18 protein-coding genes are annotated in these 18,925 nt (G+C 45.4%); 10 read left to right on the forward strand and 8 right to left on the reverse strand.

Going from position 1 to position 18,925, the window contains the following annotated elements; all coding sequences use genetic code 11:
* Nucleotides 1-21: 21 nt before the first annotated feature.
* The 4 genes from XDD1_RS09525 to ruvB all read left to right on the forward strand — a co-directional run bounded on the left by XDD1_RS09525 (nucleotide 22) and on the right by ruvB (nucleotide 3,206).
* Nucleotides 22-765 (forward strand): YebC/PmpR family DNA-binding transcriptional regulator, encoded by a 744-nt coding sequence (locus XDD1_RS09525; RefSeq protein ID WP_045970663.1) that lies wholly within the window; start codon nucleotides 22-24, stop codon nucleotides 763-765.
* 130 nt (nucleotides 766-895) lie between these two features.
* Nucleotides 896-1,417 (forward strand): crossover junction endodeoxyribonuclease RuvC, encoded by a 522-nt coding sequence (gene ruvC / locus XDD1_RS09530; RefSeq protein ID WP_045970665.1) that lies wholly within the window; start codon nucleotides 896-898, stop codon nucleotides 1,415-1,417.
* A 129-nt stretch (nucleotides 1,418-1,546) separates the two neighbouring features.
* Nucleotides 1,547-2,164 (forward strand): Holliday junction branch migration protein RuvA, encoded by a 618-nt coding sequence (gene ruvA, locus XDD1_RS09535; protein WP_045970666.1) that lies wholly within the window; start codon nucleotides 1,547-1,549, stop codon nucleotides 2,162-2,164.
* Nucleotides 2,165-2,180: 16 nt separating this feature from the next.
* Entirely contained in the window at nucleotides 2,181-3,206 is a 1,026-nt protein-coding gene (gene ruvB, locus XDD1_RS09540) for a Holliday junction branch migration DNA helicase RuvB (RefSeq protein WP_045970668.1), read from the forward strand.
* Nucleotides 3,207-3,359: 153 nt separating this feature from the next.
* Here the strand turns inward: ruvB and XDD1_RS19655 are convergent, their stop codons facing one another.
* The 5 genes from XDD1_RS19655 to znuC all read right to left on the reverse strand — a co-directional run bounded on the left by XDD1_RS19655 (nucleotide 3,360) and on the right by znuC (nucleotide 9,327).
* The gene (locus tag XDD1_RS19655) at nucleotides 3,360-3,515 is read right to left on the reverse strand and encodes a hypothetical protein (RefSeq protein ID WP_167541613.1); all 156 of its coding nucleotides are present in this window, start codon (nucleotides 3,513-3,515) and stop codon (nucleotides 3,360-3,362) included.
* A 122-nt stretch (nucleotides 3,516-3,637) separates the two neighbouring features.
* Nucleotides 3,638-7,066, reverse strand: coding sequence for an AAA domain-containing protein (locus XDD1_RS09545; RefSeq protein WP_231854378.1), 3,429 nt, complete (start codon nucleotides 7,064-7,066; stop codon nucleotides 3,638-3,640).
* 430 nt (nucleotides 7,067-7,496) lie between these two features.
* Entirely contained in the window at nucleotides 7,497-7,637 is a 141-nt protein-coding gene (locus tag XDD1_RS20385; RefSeq protein WP_084721130.1) for an IS1 family transposase, read from the reverse strand.
* 149 nt (nucleotides 7,638-7,786) lie between these two features.
* Nucleotides 7,787-8,572 carry a zinc ABC transporter permease subunit ZnuB gene (gene znuB, locus XDD1_RS09555; RefSeq protein WP_045970675.1) on the reverse strand — a complete coding sequence of 262 codons (786 nt, stop codon included), beginning with the start codon at nucleotides 8,570-8,572 and terminating at the stop codon, nucleotides 7,787-7,789.
* The gene (gene znuC, locus XDD1_RS09560) at nucleotides 8,569-9,327 is read right to left on the reverse strand and encodes a zinc ABC transporter ATP-binding protein ZnuC (protein ID WP_045973446.1); all 759 of its coding nucleotides are present in this window, start codon (nucleotides 9,325-9,327) and stop codon (nucleotides 8,569-8,571) included. The genes znuB and znuC overlap by 4 nt, the downstream gene beginning before the upstream one ends.
* A 76-nt stretch (nucleotides 9,328-9,403) precedes the next feature.
* On the opposite strand from znuC, the gene znuA reads away from it, so the two are divergent.
* The 3 genes from znuA (at nucleotide 9,404) to lpxM (ending at nucleotide 12,807) form a co-directional block, all read left to right on the forward strand.
* Entirely contained in the window at nucleotides 9,404-10,381 is a 978-nt protein-coding gene (gene znuA, locus XDD1_RS09565; RefSeq protein ID WP_045970677.1) for a zinc ABC transporter substrate-binding protein ZnuA, read from the forward strand.
* Nucleotides 10,382-10,401: 20 nt separating this feature from the next.
* Nucleotides 10,402-11,715: a murein DD-endopeptidase MepM gene (gene mepM / locus XDD1_RS09570; RefSeq protein WP_045970679.1), complete on the forward strand. Its 1,314-nt coding sequence runs from the start codon at nucleotides 10,402-10,404 to the stop codon at nucleotides 11,713-11,715.
* Nucleotides 11,716-11,838: 123 nt separating this feature from the next.
* Nucleotides 11,839-12,807 (forward strand): lauroyl-Kdo(2)-lipid IV(A) myristoyltransferase, encoded by a 969-nt coding sequence (gene lpxM, locus XDD1_RS09575; protein WP_045970681.1) that lies wholly within the window; start codon nucleotides 11,839-11,841, stop codon nucleotides 12,805-12,807.
* Between the two features lie 57 nt (nucleotides 12,808-12,864).
* Here lpxM and pyk read toward each other — a convergent pair whose 3' ends face one another.
* Both pyk and XDD1_RS09585 read right to left on the reverse strand, forming a co-directional pair.
* Complete coding sequence (gene pyk / locus XDD1_RS09580) at nucleotides 12,865-14,307, reverse strand: pyruvate kinase (protein WP_045970683.1); 1,443 nt, start codon at nucleotides 14,305-14,307, stop codon at nucleotides 12,865-12,867.
* Nucleotides 14,308-14,528: 221 nt separating this feature from the next.
* Nucleotides 14,529-15,377 (reverse strand): MurR/RpiR family transcriptional regulator, encoded by an 849-nt coding sequence (locus tag XDD1_RS09585; protein WP_045970685.1) that lies wholly within the window; start codon nucleotides 15,375-15,377, stop codon nucleotides 14,529-14,531.
* 342 nt (nucleotides 15,378-15,719) lie between these two features.
* Here XDD1_RS09585 and zwf point away from each other — a divergent pair, with 342 nt between their 5' ends.
* The 3 genes from zwf to mdtI all read left to right on the forward strand — a co-directional run bounded on the left by zwf (nucleotide 15,720) and on the right by mdtI (nucleotide 18,403).
* Complete coding sequence (zwf, locus tag XDD1_RS09590; protein WP_045970687.1) at nucleotides 15,720-17,195, forward strand: glucose-6-phosphate dehydrogenase; 1,476 nt, start codon at nucleotides 15,720-15,722, stop codon at nucleotides 17,193-17,195.
* 499 nt (nucleotides 17,196-17,694) lie between these two features.
* Nucleotides 17,695-18,069, forward strand: a complete 375-nt coding sequence (mdtJ, locus tag XDD1_RS09595; RefSeq protein ID WP_045970689.1) for a multidrug/spermidine efflux SMR transporter subunit MdtJ — start codon at nucleotides 17,695-17,697, stop codon at nucleotides 18,067-18,069.
* A gap of 1 nt (nucleotide 18,070) precedes the next feature.
* The gene (gene mdtI / locus XDD1_RS09600) at nucleotides 18,071-18,403 is read left to right on the forward strand and encodes a multidrug/spermidine efflux SMR transporter subunit MdtI (protein WP_045970691.1); all 333 of its coding nucleotides are present in this window, start codon (nucleotides 18,071-18,073) and stop codon (nucleotides 18,401-18,403) included.
* Between the two features lie 104 nt (nucleotides 18,404-18,507).
* On the opposite strand, the gene XDD1_RS09605 is transcribed toward mdtI, so the two are convergent.
* Nucleotides 18,508-18,852 carry a RidA family protein gene (locus tag XDD1_RS09605; protein WP_045970693.1) on the reverse strand — a complete coding sequence of 115 codons (345 nt, stop codon included), beginning with the start codon at nucleotides 18,850-18,852 and terminating at the stop codon, nucleotides 18,508-18,510.
* Nucleotides 18,853-18,925 lie beyond the last annotated feature (73 nt).

The raw sequence follows: 18,925 nt of genomic DNA on the forward strand, positions 1-18,925 counted from the left end.
CGTTTTACCGGAGATATTTTCATGGCAGGTCATAGTAAATGGGCCAATACGAAACACCGCAAAGCTGCACAGGATGCAAAACGCGGTAAAATTTTCACTAAAATTATCCGTGAATTGGTCACGGCTGCGCGATTGGGCGGCGGTGATCCCGATTCTAACCCACGGTTGCGAGCTGCCGTCGATAAAGCGCTGTCCAACAACATGACACGTGATACCTTGAACCGCGCGATTGCCCGTGGGGTGGGTAACGACGATTCAGATAACATGGAAACCATCATTTATGAAGGCTACGGCCCCGGTGGTACGGCGGTGATGGTGGAGTGCCTGAGTGATAACCGTAACCGTACCGTTTCTGATGTTCGTCATGCGTTCACCAAAACCGGCGGTAACCTGGGAACTGATGGTTCTGTTTCTTACCTGTTCACCAAAAAAGGGGTTATTTCCTACGCACCGGGTTTGGATGAAGATGCGGTGATGGAAGCGGCGTTGGAAGCGGGTGCTGACGATGTTGAAACTTATGATGATGGCGCAATTGACGTCTATACTACTCCAGAGTCTTTCGGCGATGTGAAAGACGCACTGGATGCCGCCGGCTTCAAGGCCGATTCTGCGGAAGTTTCGATGATCCCATCTACCAAAGCGGAACTGGATGCAGAAACTGCGCCGAAATTACTTCGTCTGATTGACATGTTGGAAGATTCTGACGACGTGCAGGAAGTTTATCATAATGGTGAAATCTCTGATGAGGTTGCAGCACTGCTGTAATTAGGCATTAGGGGTCACAGCGTAGAGAAAGTGTTCCTCAATGCAGGGCACTTTCTCTAACGTTTTTATCCCATATCACAGACGAACCGATGTAAGCGAGATTTAACGAAATTTAAGCAAACAGTTCGATATGGCGATTATTCTTGGTATTGACCCTGGCTCCAGAGTCACGGGATATGGCGTTATTCGCCAGTATGGACGGCAACTTATCTATCTCGGCAGCGGTTGTATTCGCACAAAAGTCGATGATTTACCCAGTCGTTTGCAAAAGATTTATGCCGGAATTAGCGAAATTATTACCCAATTCCAGCCTGATGTGTTTGCCATCGAGCAAGTTTTTATGGCGAAAAATGCCGATTCTGCCTTGAAACTGGGTCAGGCGCGCGGTGTCGCGATTGTCGCGGCCTCTAACCAGTCTATTCCTGTCTTTGAATATGCCGCCCGTCAGGTTAAGCAGACTGTGGTCGGTACGGGAGCGGCCGAAAAAAGTCAGGTTCAGCATATGGTCCGTTCAATGTTGAAATTATCGGCAAATCCACAGGCTGATGCCGCCGATGCCTTGGCGATTGCGATTACGCATTGTCATCTCAGCCAAAATTTACTGCGGGTCGGTGATGCACGGTTAAATTTGACGCGAGGCCGTTTGAAATAGTCGATGCTGGATATACGTCCAGCTTTTTTTATGCTATAAGCTAAATGATATTTCAACATCATAGATCACTTCCTGACGCCTTGCGCCGTGAGGCGTCAGGAAGTTTCATAATTTTTCAAGGGGTAAACAGTGATAGGGCGTCTGAGAGGAACTGTATTGGAAAAACAGCCACCATTGGTTTTATTGGAAACGAATGGCGTCGGTTATGAAGTTCATATGCCAATGACCTGCTTTTATGAACTGCCTGAAATTGGTCAGGAAGCGATCTTATTTACCCAATTTATTGTGCGTGAAGATGCCCAGTTATTATACGGTTTTAATGATAAACAAGAGCGGGCACTTTTCCGCGAACTGATTAAAGTCAACGGGGTGGGGCCAAAATTAGCACTGGCCATCCTTTCGGGCATGTCTGCCCAACAATTCGTTACAGCCATAGAGCAAGAAGCCATCGTTTCACTGGTCAAATTGCCGGGTGTCGGCAAAAAAACGGCCGAAAGACTCGTCGTAGAGATGAAAGATCGCTTTAAGGGGCTTAATGGTGATCTGTTTAAGCAAAGTAGCGATATTAATTTACCTGTTGCCAGCAAACAAGCGAATTCGGCTGCTGAGATTGAAGCAGAAGCCGCCGCCGCACTGGTCTCTTTGGGATATAAACCGCAGGAAGCCAGCCGGATGGTGAGCAAAGTGGCTAAACCGGGCGCAGATTGTGAAACCCTTATTCGAGAAGCGCTTCGTGCGGCTCTGTAATCACAGGAGTTAAGTGATGATTGAAGCTGACCGCCTGGTTTCAGCAGAAGTTCTGCAAGATGATGAAGCCATTGATCGTGCGATTCGGCCGAAGTTTCTGTCTGAATATGTCGGGCAACCCCATGTTTGTGAACAGATGGAAATTTTTATCCAAGCGGCACGCCAACGTGGCGACGCGCTGGATCACCTGTTGATTTTTGGCCCCCCCGGATTAGGTAAGACGACGCTGGCAAATATTGTTGCCAATGAAATGGGGGTTAATCTTCGTACCACATCAGGCCCGGTATTGGAAAAGGCAGGGGATCTTGCTGCCATGCTCACTAATCTGGAACCGCATGATGTGTTATTTATTGATGAAATCCACCGTTTATCGCCGGTTGTGGAAGAGATCCTCTATCCTGCAATGGAAGATTATCAACTGGATATTATGATTGGCGAGGGGCCAGCCGCTCGATCCATCAAAATTGACCTCCCGCCATTTACGTTGATAGGGGCGACCACGCGCGCCGGTTCTTTAACGTCACCCTTGCGTGACCGTTTTGGGATCGTACAGCGCCTTGAATTCTACAATGTCGATGATTTGCAGAGTATTGTTTCCCGTAGTGCGCGTTATATGGGATTAGCTATTTCCGATGACGGGGCAAGACAAATTGCGATGCGTTCCCGTGGCACGCCCCGTATCACGAATCGGTTATTGCGTCGGGTGCGGGACTTTGCTCAAGTGAAAGGTGATGGTTCTGTTAACAGCCATATCGCATCCCAAGCCCTTGATATGCTGAATGTGGATTCTGCCGGATTTGATTTCCTTGATCGTAAGTTGCTGCTTGCCATTATTGATAAATTTATGGGTGGTCCCGTTGGATTGGATAACTTAGCCGCGGCGATTGGTGAAGAGCGAGAAACTATCGAAGATGTGCTGGAGCCTTTCCTGATCCAACAAGGATTTATTCAACGAACGCCACGAGGACGAATTGCAACCCATCATGCTTATCGGCATTTTGGGTTGAGTAAGGACAGTGACTCAATAAAAAACAACGAATAATCGTTCCCTTAATCACCAGCTCTGGGGCATTGCCAAGAGCTGGATGTTTGTGCCCAATCCACTTACCCACCTAAGTTAGCCTTCCGGTGGCACCCATTCGCTTTTCAGACTCCGGAATACCCGTTCCATCGGCGAATTATCATAGCAGCAGCCTCAGCGGCTCATGCTTTGGATAATCTTAGGTACTGGCATCAACGGCCAGTGAACAGGCGATATCAATCGTTGATGATGGAGAACAACCTGCTGAACCGCTTCCAGCTTAAATTCAACGGAATAGTGGCGTTTGGTCGGTTTCAATTTCATTGTCATACCTCATTGTCATGTTAATAACATTAGCAGGCTTTTGAGGTGTCCGGATTTAATGTACTACTACACTCAGGGGGCGTACCGATAATTCAAGACAATTTGGTCTCCCGAGTTCAACGTTGAGGTTATTCCAGCCCCAGTCGATCTCTGAGTTCCTTCACAAACGTAACGTCATCCAATTCGGCGCTTATCTCATGACGAATGGCGTTACTGAATTGTCCTCTACGCTGGCAGCTATCGTGGTAACCATGGGAAAGCCAGTTCCAGCTACCGAGAATAATGTAACGCCCATCGATCATCAGTACTTTTTCATGTGTACCTTCTGTTAGACGGATAACATTTTCTTTTCCAAGTTGTTCACAATACTCGGCAATTAGCGTTTGATCATTATCATCTGCACGATCTAAGCGTTGATGATAATAACCGTAATAGACCTTGACGCTCACGCCACGCTGCTGCGTAGCCAACAGTTGTGCCAGTTCAGGCCGTTGATACTGCTTCCCTCCTCGTCGAATCCACGGTGTAATCACTATCACCTCCTTTTTACTCTGTGCTATCAACGCGCTGAATGCGGCAATGTGTTCACAGTCACGATAATAACGCTGTAAACGTGGAGTCTGGCTCAGGCTTGCAAACTGCGGGTGCTGACTACCTTGCTCAAGAAGAAAATCTTCCGCAACGCTATCGGCGAGTACCTTTAGATAACCTCCTGCTTGTTGCAGTCGATGATAGTTACCTACGATGATTAGTTGTTGTTTAGCGCGTGAAACCACTACATTTAGCATATTAGGAGAATCATTTTGAAAATTCGGATTATCAAGGGGATGAAAAATTACCGGGCTATAAATAATGACCTCAAATCCTACCCCTTGGAACTGATGTACAGTACCGATACAGTTTTTCTGATCGTGATTCATGCGCTGAGCGAAGCGATTACTTAGTAATGACTTTTGGTTGGTGTAAGGGGTAACGATACCAATATCAGTGGTCAGGTCATAACCCGCTTCTTCCAGCTTATCCAGTAGTTGTTCAATGGCATCGACTTCGTCGAGGTTAGTGTTCACGGCATCCCCTTTCTGACCTTCTACGCTGTAGAACATCAAATGGTGACCGCCTGATTTCTCAAAAGCACTGGCGATACGTTCGTCAGGCGTTGCAGTTTCTACTGTAACCCCGTGATAACCGGCCAAACGGATAAAAAGATCAGCAATTGGTTTCTGGCACCGCCGATGTTCATCCAAAATAATACTGTTGCCAATATCATTTACACGACCTGAAAGAGTACCAGCAGCGCGGTGCCAAGCCGTAACGGTTGCAGGTGAAACTCGTTCATATAACGTGTTATTGTCTGTAAAGTGGCGTTCACGCAGTTGCGTTTGTAGATTTTCAGAGAGATTACGGATAGGTTCGATTTGTAACGGATCACCGACAATCATCGCTTTCTCGCTGCGGCTTAGCAACGGAATCAGTGATTCAACCGAAATCATGCCTGCCTCATCGCAAAGTGCCAGATGCCAAGGTTTATGGCCTTTAAGTTCACCAAGCTTACGATAGCCAGCCATCTTCCAAGCGGATACCAGCGTAGTCGCCATCACCGGATATGCCAACGACAGTATAGAATAGAATTCATCCAGCTTATCCAGCCAGCGATAATAACCTGCGCTGCGGCGTCCATTAACCAGAGCCTGCCAATGGGTCAACACCTCTTCTAATTCTATTTTCCGTTTCAGCTGTTCCTGCCAGAGATAGCCAATAGCCATTTCAAACATTTCTCGATGCTGATTGATAAAACGTTTACGTAAGATGTCACACCAGTTACCTTCCGGATAGTGCTGCTGATACTGAGCCATCATCTGTTGTGCATACACTACCTTACGCCATTGGCTTTGCAGATCTGCCACTTCGACTCTGAGGCTTAACAGGCGTTTTTCTTGCTGGGCATCAGGTTCAGAATGCAGGAGCAATTTCAGTAGCTGAAGTTTTTCCTCCTGTTGCGACAACGTTTCTCCGGCATCTGCCAGAGCTGTTAACTGGTGGTGAGTAAGTGCGCTAAGGTTGAAATGTTGAAAATCCTCTGGGGCAGCAGCCTGCATTTGCTGTAATCGTGCTCGGTATTTTCCCTCGAACAGGCGTGCAAGATGGAGCCTGATTCCCCTTCGTGGATAGTCACGGTAATGTAGCTCAAGTGCAGGACGTAGTGGAGAATCTATCCAGTGGAGAATTTTTTCCACATTATGCGGTAGTGGCCAAGTTGCTCGCAGGGTTTGATAAACCTTTAGAGCTTGCTGGCGTAATTCCTTTTCCTGCCGTAATACATACAAGCTTTTCTCCAGATAGTAATCGAAGTTATCAAGGTCGTCAGGGTGGTTAAGTGAGGCATTGATACCTTGATGTTGAACATGGGTAGCAAATGAGGTGAATTTATTAGCGAAACGTAGAGGAAGTTCCTGTACATCTGTTGTCCCAAGTCCACAATTGACAACAGACTGCAGAGCCGCGGCTTTTTCAGTCAGATATGTTTGATAGCAGGTATTCAGTTCATCACGATGTTGGAGCAACACAGATAAGTAATCACGTTGGGTGTGTTCTTCGTAACGTTCCTGCCGCAATCGGCTGATGAGTCTCTCTAATCGGACAAGTTCATTCTGTACTTGATCCTTAGATCCACCGTGAAACCAGAGCCAGTCAAGTTGTTGTGTAAGAGGGTCACTACATAGGTCGTCAATAATATTTTCTACTGCTTTTATGGCGGTAGATGTCACCAACATACCTAAGTTACGGTCATTACCCTCAGCGATGAACAATGCACGCGCTACCAATTGCTGAGCAATCAAAGACTTAAATAGAGTAGTTTTACCTGTACCAGGGGCACCTTGTACAGCGATCAGACGTTCATCCTGATTAATCGCCTGTATCGCTTCCATCTGCCCATACCCAAGAAGATGGTGTGTTTCAAACAATCCTCCCGTTACCAGTTCATATATGTCTGGAGAATTATCCTCACTGTGAACATGGTTGAGATACTGTTCTAGCAGTGGGAATTCGCCTTCGGAATTGTCACACAGCCAACTGAAATCTTCTGCATCTCGTTTCAGGTTGTAATCTTCATTATGTAGTGGCGCAACAAGGGCATTAAATGCAGTTTCTAGTCCTTGATGCTTACTATTAGACTGCTTTGTGATCCAGCCTTGAAGCGATTTAAATGCTTCAAGGAAGGTGTCATATTTACGGCCCGTCAATGCGCTAACAATGCTCATCATATGGCGATTTTCACCTAACTCAGCCAACTGAATGCCAAACATCTCACGGAAAGCGAATGGCAAAGCGCTTATTTGTTGTCCATCTTTAACCGGGAGTAATAAAGAGGTGCTATTTTGTTCAAATAACGCTTTTGGCAGTGGGAAAGAGAATAGCGGCAGGTATTTCACGTAAGATTTGCCCCGCACATTCTCTGTACAGCGTAACAGCGGAAACAGCAGATTGACGGGTTCAATATGGATAATTTCACCCTTTTTACCATATTTGACAAAGCGCTTGCGCCAGTTTTCATACATCTTAGGTGTGATGTGAATGCGTACTCCGTTTTGAGTATCCTCACAGTTTTCTTGACTAAGTACGAGCTGATGATCTTCATGTACCTTATTGGCTGATATTTTACTTTTTTCTGCGCCGCTGCATTTCAGATAATCTTGCCAAGCCGTGAGGATAATTTTCGAAGTGCTTTTCATTATTCTGGATATGCCTTATCAGTCCATGTTCCTTAAAATTGAATTAAAGAGAATAACATAGGTGTGGGAAGTTTGACTGTGCTTCCTGTCAATTCTATCCTTGGAATTTTGCTGGCATCAAAAGTTACTGGCTGAAATAATGGCTATTTTTTTGTATAGGGTTGGCTGGATTAACACAATAAGTGCAATGTGCGCCCCGTATAGGCTTCGATGGGGGTTAATTCATTTAAAACCTTTATTGGTGTCATATTTAATCTTAATTCAGCACAACCATGTTGAAAGGAGCTAGCAGCGCCATCAGACGCATCAATGCCTTTTTTGTCCTTGGACCAAAAATATGGGCGATCACTTTTCGGAATAATTCCCGCCCCCAATTCCTGTCGTTTCTGACGTTCATGGAGTATACGACCAATGTCCCAGTACATCTGAATCAGCTCAGCATTGACGGACTGAGTGACGCTAAACTGACCACAATACACAGCCAGTAAAAAAGGGTTACGATTATTTAAATCATAGCCCTCTTTTCAGTCGTATCGATATAAGTTATCAATTCCTGGCCTTGCTGGTTAAACTCAATGCAAATAACACCGCCGAACAAAGCACAACAGAAGGCCCTGCCGGTGTGTTATAGAATGCCGATAATGTTAATCCTCCCGTCACAGAAAGCATACCGACAATAATGGCAAAAACGGCCATTTGCTCAGGGGTACGGGAGAAACGACGGGACGTCGCGGCAGGGATAATCAGCAGGGAAGTGATAATTAACGCTCCGACGAATTTCATTGCCAGCCCAATCGTTAATGCTGTCACTAGCATCAGCAGAACACGCAGGCGTTGGATTTTTATGCCATCGACGAATGCCAAATCTTGGCTAACTGTCATTGATAACAGCGCGCGCCACTGCCATATCAGTAATCCGGCAACCATCGTGACACCCACCGCAATCAGCCACAAATCTTCATACGTCACAGACAATAAATCGCCAAATAAATAGGCCATCATATCGACCCTGACACTGGTCATAAAACTGACGACGACTAAGCCCAGTGACAGGGCACTGTGAGCCAAAATACCCAATAGGGTATCAACCGCTAATTGTGGCCGCTTTTCCAGCCAAACTAAAATAATGGCCAAAATGAGTGTCACCGCAATCACGGCATAAAATGGATTGACATTCAGTAAAAAACCAAATGCAACACCCAGCAGTGAGGCGTGTGCCAGTGTGTCACCAAAATAGGACATTCTGCGCCAAACGACAAAAGAACCAAGAGGCCCTGCGGCAATAGCCAAAAAAATACCGGCCAGCCAGCCGGGAAGCAATAATTCAATCATCGAGGTGATCCCCCAACATTTTTCAAAATAACTTTTCCTTTAAGATCATGATGATGATTGTGATGATGGCGGTAGACGGCCAGTTGCTCTGCGCCATGCCGCCCAAACATGGCAATAAATTCTGGGTGCATTGATACGACTTCGGGTGTGCCAGAGCAGCAAATGTGCTGATTAAGGCATAAAACTTCGTCTGTTTTTGCCATCACTAAGTGCAGGTCATGGGATACCATAAGTACCGCGCAATGAAGCTCTGTTCTGATTTGGTTGATTAAATCGTAAAGCGCCAATTGACCATTGACATCAACACCTTGTGTGGGTTCATCAAGAACTAAAAGCTGAGGGTGATTAAGTAAGGCTCTGGCGAGGAGCACTCGCTGAGTTTCTCCGCCAGACAGCTTTTGCATCGGTTGCTCCAGTAAGTGGGCGGCCTTGACCCGATTTAATACCGGCAGGATATCTGCGGGTTTCACGTTGGGCCTTAGCAGCATAAAACGCTTAACCGTCAGGGGTAGGGTAGGGTCAAGGTGAAGTTTTTGCGGAACATAACCAATTTTCAATGCAGGGCTTTGCTCGATAGTGCCCGAAGTGGGTTGGACTAAACCAAGAACGACGCGAACCAAAGTGGATTTCCCTGCGCCGTTTGGGCCGATTAGGGTCAGGATTTTCCCTTGTTTGAGATTGAATGAAATATTGTTTAATACCTTGCGGTGACCAAATTCAACCGTAATGTTTTTTAGGGTGATCATAGTTGACATGTTAAAAGTGTCTTGCAGAATCATTGATATGTTATAATATAACATTACTCAGTTTTCTGCATGGAATATTCATATTATGTTACACAACTCACAGAAATACGCGCATAAATTTTTTCATAAGATCGCCCTGGCAACTGTATTGGTGGCAGGAGTTAACTGCTCTGTACAGGCAGATGTCATTACCTCTATCCGCCCATTGGGTTTTATTGCTGCTGCCATTGCTGATGGTGTCACAAAGACTCAGGTACTTCTGCCCGATGGCGCGTCTCCACACGATTATGCGCTACGGCCCCTGGATGTGCAGAAAATTAACCAAGCTGATTTGGTTGTCTGGGTTGGTCCGGATATGGAAACTTTTTTGGCGAAACCGATAGCTAAAATTGAAAGGAATAAACAACTGACACTCGCTGAATTGTCTACGATTAAGCCACTCTTATTAAAGAATAGTGAAGAATCGAAGAGTGGTGAAGACGGCAAAAATCTGAGTGCTGAATCATATCAGCCTAAACATGAGGAAAATCACGGACATCATCATCACGGCGAATATAATATGCATATCTGGCTTTCTCCAGAGATTGCCGGAGAAGCCGCTAAGGCAATATATGAAAGGCTTGTTGAGCAGTATCCTCAACAAAAACAGCAATTAGAAGTAAACCTACGTAAATTCAATGGACAGCTTGCACAAACTGATAAGAATATTGCTAATGTTTTAAAGCCCATACGAAAACAGGGTTATTTCGTTTTTCATGACGCCTATGGCTATTTTGAAAAACACTACCAATTAGCTCCGTTAGGGGTTTTCACGGTCAATCCTGAAATACAACCAGGTGCGCAGAGATTACACAACATACGAACACAACTGGTTGAGCAGAAAGCGAGATGTATTTTTGCTGAACCTCAATTCAGGCCAGCCGTTATTCATGCCGTGGCAAAAGGTACTGATGTACGTATCGGAATACTTGACCCTTTAGGGAGCGGCATCGTATTGGACAGAGATAGCTACATGGAATTTATCACGCAGCTATCAAGACAATACGCGAGCTGCCTGAATTAGTACAATAAGGAATTTTATTAGTGCAGCAGATAGCGAAAACTATCGTTCTGGTATACAACAACCTGCCCAAACCACACAAGATCATGCTTGGATCTTTAACGCTAGTCACTTTGGCTATCGCGATATGGCGGCCTGTTGTCTACCATGAACAAGAACGGACTGGTAGCATTATTCTCAGTACTCCCGATAGTATTCCGGATGCAACGGATGATGTCGCTGGGGATGAGAACGAACAACTCCCCAATGAAGGCATTGGGGATGATGATGGTAATTCTGCTGATACCGCAGCGAATGTGCCGCATCAGTATGTTGTTTCCAGCGGTGATACACTGAGTTCGATTTTAACTCAGTTTGGTATTGATTCCTCTGATGTCGCGTTGTTGGCAAACCAATATAAGGTATTGCGTAACTTAGGTATTGGTCAGTCATTATCTTGGACGACTGACGATAACGGTAACTTAAAAACGCTGACGTGGGATATATCACGCCGTGAAACACGTGTTTATACCCGCGAAGGGGATACGTTCAACGAAACACAAGAACTCCAGAAGGGAGAATGGAAAAACAGTGTTATCACCGGAACCGTCAATGGTAGTTTTAACAGCAGTGCCCTGATTGCTGGGTTAACCAGCAGTGAAGCCAGAGAAGTGACAAAGGCGCTGCAATGGCAGATAGATTTCCGCAAATTGCGTAAAGGTGATCGTTTTTCTGTGTTGATGTCCCGTGAACTGCTTGACGGGAAAAGTGAACAGAGCCAGTTGTTAGGCGTTCGCTTGCAAAGTGGCGGCAATGATTATTATGCCTTTCGTGCCAATGATGGCCGTTTTTATGACAGCAATGCTTCCGGTCTGGAACGTGGTTTCCTGCGTTTTCCTACGACTAAACAATTCAGAGTCTCCTCTTCTTTCAATCCACACCGCTTAAATCCGGTAACCGGCAGAATTACAGCCCACAAAGGGGTTGATTTTGCTATGCCGGTAGGAACACCGGTTCTGGCGGTGGGTGATGGTGAAATCGTTGTCGCTAAATTTGATGGTGCGGCGGGTAATTTCATCGCCATTCGGCACGGTCGGCAATATACCACGCGATACATGCACTTGAGGAAAATATTGGTAAAACCAGGCCAGAAAGTGAAACGAGGTGAACGTATTGCGTTGTCAGGGAGTACGGGGCGCTCAACAGGCCCACATCTGCACTTTGAATTCTGGGATAATCAGCGGCCGGTTAACCCGCTCACGGCAAAATTGCCGCGTTCTGGTGGGTTGGGTGGCAAAGAGCGTGCAGAATATGTCGCAATGGTTCAGGAGATGAAACCGCAATTGTTGCTAGATTAAATACACCAGCTTCAGATTATTGACAGACATAAAAGCGGATGATTGATATCATCCGCTTTTATATTATTTTTTGTTGTAAACTTGCACCTTGAGAACAAATGTTGGAATCATCAGAGTTAGCTCATGAATAAAGAAAAAGATACAGATAGTAAATTGGGATATGTCCCTCGGTTTCATCGAGCTTATTTACATCCCCGTTATTGGGGGCTTTGGGCCGGCGTAGGTATATTGGCAGGATTATCCTATGTCCCTGCAAAATGGCGTGATCCATTTCTGGCTAAAATAGGCACTTGGGCGGGCAGAAAAGCAAAAAGTGCGCGTCGCAGGGCGAAAATCAATTTAATTTACTGTTTTCCTGAGTTAACGGCACAACAACGCGAAACGCTGATTGATCGTATGTTTGCGACGGCACCTCAATCATTTGTTATGCTGGCGGAGCTTTGCCTCAAGGGGGTGAAATCGACACTTGAACGTACCCAATGGCATGGCGAAGAGATTATTCAAACCTTAAAAGCACAAGGCAAGAATGTGATTTTTATGGTTCCACATGGCTGGTCGGTTGATATCCCTGCTATGTTGCTGATAGCACGCGGTCAAAAAGTGTCAGCTATGTTTCATCATCAGAGTAATCCTGTCGCTGATTACTTATGGAATAAAGCACGCCATCATTTTGGTGGCCGTTTGCATTCCCGTGACGCAGGAATTAAACCCTTTATCGCGTCAGTGCGTGAAGGTTTTTGGGGCTATTATTTACCCGATCAGGATCATGGTGAAGAACACAGCGAATTTGTCGATTTTTTTGCCACTTATAAAGCGACACTGCCTGCACTTGGGCGTTTAATGAAAGTTTGTCGCGCAGCCGTTGTTCCGTTATTTCCGGTTTATAACTGCCAGACTCATAAGTTGGATATTTATATCCGTCCGCCAATGGATGATATTGCAGGGCAGGATGATGCCTATATTGCGCGCCGCATGAATGAAGAATTAGAAGAATTGGTTAAACCTAACCCTGAACAATACACGTGGATCTTAAAATTGCTTAAGACGCGGAAAGAAGGGGATATTGAACCTTATAAAAGGAAAGATCTTTGATTATTACTCCTCGCAGCGCGAGGAGTAAGGCATTTTCATAATTTAAGGGTATCGCAATTACTCAACTTCAAGCACACGGCAGGTATTGGTACTGCCAATAGTGCCCATTTGGTCACCTTGAGTCACGAGTACGAGATCCCCAGAGATGAGATAGCCTTTATCGCGCAGGCGGTTCACGGCTTCGTTTGCCGCCGCGATCCCATCAGTATGTGAACTACAATAAACTGGCGTTACGCCACGATAAAGGGCAGTGCGGTTTAAGGTTGATTCATGGCGAGACATCGAAAAGATAGGCAGGCCAGAACTAATGCGAGACATCATGCGAGCGGTGCGGCCAGATTCAGTCATGGCAATAATCGCTTTGACGCCTTTCAGGTGGTTGGCAGCGTACATGGTGGACATTGAAATCGCTTCTTCAATGCTGTCAAATGTCATATCCAGGCGATGTTTGGAGATATTGACACTGGGCATTTTTTCCGCCCCAAGACAGACTTGTGCCATTGCGGCAACGGTTTCCGCAGGATATTGTCCCGCTGCCGTTTCGGCAGAAAGCATCACCGCATCAGTCCCATCCAGTACCGCGTTGGCGACATCCATCACTTCAGCACGGGTTGGCATTGGGTTGGTGATCATGGATTCCATCATTTGCGTGGCCGTAATCACGACACGATTCAGTTGGCGAGCGCGGCGGATCAGTTTCTTCTGTACACCAACCAGTTCAGGGTCGCCGATTTCAACACCGAGATCACCGCGAGCGACCATGACAACATCGGATGCCAGAATAACTTCATCGATAATTTCGTCGCTGCTGACGGCTTCCGCCCGCTCAACTTTTGCGACAATTTGGGTTTCACAGCCTGCATCTCGTGCAAGACGGCGGGCGTAATTCAAATCTTCACCTGAACGGGGGAAAGAAACAGCGAGATAATCAACACCAATTTTGGCGGCTGTCATAATATCTTCTTTATCTTTTGCTGTCAGCGCTTCGGCTGATAACCCGCCACCCAGTTTATTGATGCCTTTGTTGTTGGAAAGGGGGCCGCCGACAGTCACTTCCGTGAAGACTTTCATACCCTGGACATCCAGTACCTTCAATTGGACGCGCCCATCATCCAATAGCAGGATATCACCGGCTGTGACATCTGAAGGCAGGCCTTTATAATCAATGCCGACTTTTTCTTTATCTCCTTCTCCTTTACCCAGATTGGCATCCAGCAGGAATTTATCCCCAATATTCAGGAAAATTTTTCCTTCCTTAAACGTGGATACGCGTATTTTGGGGCCTTGGAGATCACCGAGGATAGCGACGTGGCAGCCTAAACGAGCCGCAATTTCGCGCACTTTATTCGCACGTTGGAGATGATCTTCCGCAGTACCATGAGAAAAATTGAGGCGGACGACGTTGGCTCCCGCTTTGATAACGTTTTCTAGATTGTTGTCACGATCTGTAGCCGGGCCAAGTGTAGTGACGATTTTTGTTCTTCTGAGCCGTCTGGACATGTATTACTCCGTTGACTTGTGAAGTATACCTTCCGTTTTTCAAGTTGCTTGCTGTAACTCAAAATCCATTGGGTATATGCGTTTTCGATTACCGTAATATAACCATTTAATTTATTGATTATTAACCCTGTACTGCGAATATGCAGATGGGGAAAGTCTACCTATGCTACCAGTCTGGGGAGTTGATAAATAGTGAACAAAAACACAGTCTATTTTCTGGTTTATTCATGCTTATCAAAGCGTGAATTACGCAACGCGTCTTTGACCCTCTTCAAATTATCCCTGAATTTTGCGCCTCGGCGCAGGGTAAAACCCGTTGCCAGCACGTCAATGATGGTTAATTGCGCAATTCTTGAGACCATCGGCATATAAATATCGGTATCTTCGGGAACATCCAGCAGAATGGAGAGCGTCGCTTCGTGTGCTAATGGAGAGCCTGTCGAAGTAATAGCGATCACGGTGGCATCATTTTCGCGGGCCAGTTTCGCAATTTCGACGAGGTTTTTTGTTCTTCCGGTATGGGAAATCAGGACGACAACATCGCCTTCGCTACTGTTAATGCAGCTCATTCGTTGCATCACAATATCGTCAAAATAGGTCACTGGAATGTTGAAGCGAAAAAATTTGTTCATGGCATCATGGGCGACAGCGGCTGATGCCCCTAAACCGAAAAAAGAGAGTTTTCTGGCTTGGGTTAGCAAATCAACAGCCCGGTTAATGGCCGCAATATCCAGATTACCTTTGACCGTTTCCAAATTTGCCATCACGGATTCGAAAATTTTGTGTGTATAAGAGGTGACGCTGTCACTTTCTTCCACATTGCGGTTTACATAAGGTGTGCCATTGGCGAGGCTCTGTGCCAGATGCAATTTAAAATCGGGAAACCCTTTGGTGTTGAGGCGGCGACAAAAGCGATTAACCGTCGGTTCACTCACATTCGCCATTTTAGCCAGAGTGGCAATACTTGAATGGATGGCAGTCTGTGGTGAAGCAAGGATGACCTGCGCCACCTTTTTCTCTGACTTACTCAAAACATCAAGACTATTTTGGAGCCGTTCCAGTGTGTTCATAAGACGAAGTTCAACCTCGGTTTTAACGATTTCATTAACAGGGGGAAATCTATGTCATTTTTATGAAAATATACTACTTGTCATTGAACGCGGGCAGTGGCAACAACCGGATAACCTGGGATTTTTCATCAAAATATGACAAGTGTCTAACTTTCAACTTGGTAAGATTACTTCTTAATCGTTGTAAATTTTCAGTTGATAGTCACTACTCAGTGTAAATTATGACCATATCGTCAATGAATGCAAAATGGTAATCAGTATTTACTGCCTATAACCAAAAGAGTACATTACCTGCAAGTTCTGTAAAAAAATTACAATACCCCGTAATTGAGGAGATGCAACATGGCGGTGACGTCTACAGCTCAGGCTTGTAATTTGGTAATTTTTGGGGCGAAAGGAGACTTAGCACGCCGGAAATTAATGCCTTCCCTTTACCAGTTGGAAAAAGCAGGTTATATCCATCCGGATACCCGAATTATCGGTGTCGGCCGGGCTGACTGGGATAAAAAAGCCTATACCAAAGTCGTTGAGGAAGCGTTAGTTACATTTATGTCTGAGAAACTGGACTCAGAATTATGGAAGAAGCTGAGTTCACGTCTGGAATTTTGTAATTTGGACGTCAATGAAACGGAACATTTCACCGAATTGGCAAAAGTCCTTAATAAGGATAACTTGCCTGCTATTCACTATTTTGCCATGCCGCCAAGTACGTTTGGCTCAGTATGTCATGGGCTGGGTGCTGCGGGACTGAATACGGAACCCAACCGGGTCGTGATGGAAAAACCACTGGGAACCGATCTTGCTTCTTCCAAGGCGATTAATGATGAAGTTGCAAAATATTTCAATGAGCGCCAAATTTACCGCATTGACCATTATTTGGGTAAAGAAACGGTATTGAACTTGTTGGCACTGCGTTTTGCCAACTCACTTTTCGTCAATAATTGGGATCACCGCACCATTGATCATGTGCAAATCACGGTTGCTGAAGAAGTGGGTATTGAAGGGCGTTGGGGTTATTTTGATCAGGCAGGGCAGATGCGCGACATGATCCAGAATCATCTTCTGCAAATCCTGACCATGATTGCCATGTCACCCCCGTCTGATCTGACAGCCGATCGCATTCGTGACGAAAAAGTGAAAGTATTGCGTTCATTGCGTCGAATTGATCAGACCAACGTCAGGGAAAAAACGGTTCGCGGGCAATATACCGCAGGTTTTGTGCATGGTAAGAAAGTGCCGGGTTATCTGGAAGAAGAGGGGGCGAATAAGGCCAGCAAAACGGAAACTTTTGTTTCGATCCGTGTCGATATTGATGACTGGCGTTGGTCAGGCGTGCCTTTTTACCTGAGAACCGGAAAGCGTTTGCCGGCTAAATGTTCTGAGGTGGTTGTCTATTTTAAAGAGCCTCCGCTGAATCTGTTTGCTGAATCCTACCAGCAGTTACCGCAGAATAAATTGACGATCCGTTTACAGCCGGATGAAGGCATTGATATTGAAGTGCTGAATAAAGCGCCGGGACTGGAACATAAGCACCGTTTGCAAACGACTAAATTGGATCTGAGTTTCTCGGAAACATTTAATCAGACGCATCTTGCTGATGCTTACGAAAGATTACTGTTGGAAGCGATGCGTGGCATTCAGGCTCTGTTTGTCCGTCGTGATGAAGTGGAAGAAGCGTGGAAGTGGGTTGATTCTATAATGGACGCATGGGCAGCAGATAATGAGCCACCGAAGCCTTATCAAGCGGGGACTTGGGGACCCGTTGCTTCCATCGCGATGATTACACGCGATGGCCGTTCATGGAATGAATTTGAGTAACGAACGGTATTTTCTACTATTATTATCTGGTTATCATCATCTGGCCGCGTTTTGTGGCCAGATCCCATCCAAGCCCATAAAACAGGTCATTGAAAAAGTTACCTGTCAGTTGTGTTTATTGTTGGGATATGCTAGAAATAAAAGTAATCAATTCCATAATGAGGGTTCGTAGTATATCACACGGCGATTATGTGTGATGAAAGAATAAAATATTATGAATAGCGCCAAAAGCGTCAACATTCAGCATAGTAACAAAATTCAACGTTGTACCCATGTTTTTTTCCTCTCAACTATCTTATCCAGTGAGCACTACTGGTGCGGTGCCCTTTAGGGCCTTCTCCTACTAACCGGTTCTTCACCGGCAATTTTCGTTTGCCAAAATATTTCGCTAAAACGTCAGCTTAATTCTGATGTTGTGTAATTGCATTTGCTGCCGCTCTTGTTGGCATTTATAGCTAGATATCTTGGCATGCTTATCAGTATGTTCAGGAGAAAAAAAATGATTTATTGGATGTTTCTTGCACTGGCGATTATGACAGAGGTGGTGGGTACTTTGTCAATGAAACAAGCCAGCGTTTCGGGTGATCTGACCGGCATGATTGTGATGTATACCATGATCACAACTTCTTATGTCTTGTTGGCAATTGCTGTAAAAAAAGTAGCATTAGGCGTCGCTTATGCACTTTGGGAAGGTATTGGGATCCTGTTTATTACCACTTTTAGTGTGATATGGTTCAACGAATCACTGTCATTGATGAAAATGGGTGGATTGGCATTGCTGATAGCCGGAATTGCCTTGATCAAGACGGGGACAAAAAAGAACCAAGACCATGCTCCAAATGATATTTTGAACAAACAAATTAAGGAGGCATGATATGCTAACTCAATTTGAATGGTGGCATGGGGCATTTCTGGTTCTGGCTGTTGTTTTGGAAATTATAGCGAATATTTTATTGAAATTATCCAACGGTTTTCAGCGCTTCTGGCTCGGTATTTTATCTCTGATTGCGGTTTTAGGCGCATTCAGTGCACTGGCTCAGGCAGTGAAAGGGATTGAACTTTCCATTGCTTATGCGTTATGGGGGGCATTCGGCATTATTGCTACAGTCGCTGCTGGCTGGATAATGTTTAATCAACGACTGAATTTTAAGGGATGGAGTGGTATTGTGCTGCTGTTGATCGGCATGATTATAATTAAGATGGCTTAATTTTTGCGTTCCATACCTTAAATTTCATTTTGTAGATTCATTTCCAAAATGGCATTGAAGAAGTGATAACTTTTTCAATGCCATGTTTGTTTGATGAATACAGATTATAAGGCAGCGATAATTTTAATTTCTACTTTATAGTCAGGGTTCATCAATGCTGCTTGAACCGTACAGCGGACTGGCGCGCTCCCGGCAACAACCCACGCATCCCAAGCGGCGTTCATACCTGCAAAATCGGCCTTGTCCGCCAGAAAGATCGTCGCATCCAGAATCTTGCTCTTATCTGAACCGAGACGCTGTAACAGGGCATCAATGGTTGCCAGCGTATCGGCGGTTTGCGCTGTAATATCGCCATCCAGTTGTTCTGGCACGCTGGTATAATAGATAGTGCCATTGTGAACGACCGCTTCTGACCAACGGGCATCTGGATCAATGCGTTTAATAGTCATTAAATCTCCTGTTAATTTGTACAGTTTTTTGCTGAATTGGGGTGGTTATTACCCTTCAGTATTGGCATAATTC

It is taken from the genome of Xenorhabdus doucetiae, from assembly GCF_000968195.1.
In the GTDB taxonomy this organism is placed as follows: domain Bacteria; phylum Pseudomonadota; class Gammaproteobacteria; order Enterobacterales; family Enterobacteriaceae; genus Xenorhabdus; species Xenorhabdus doucetiae.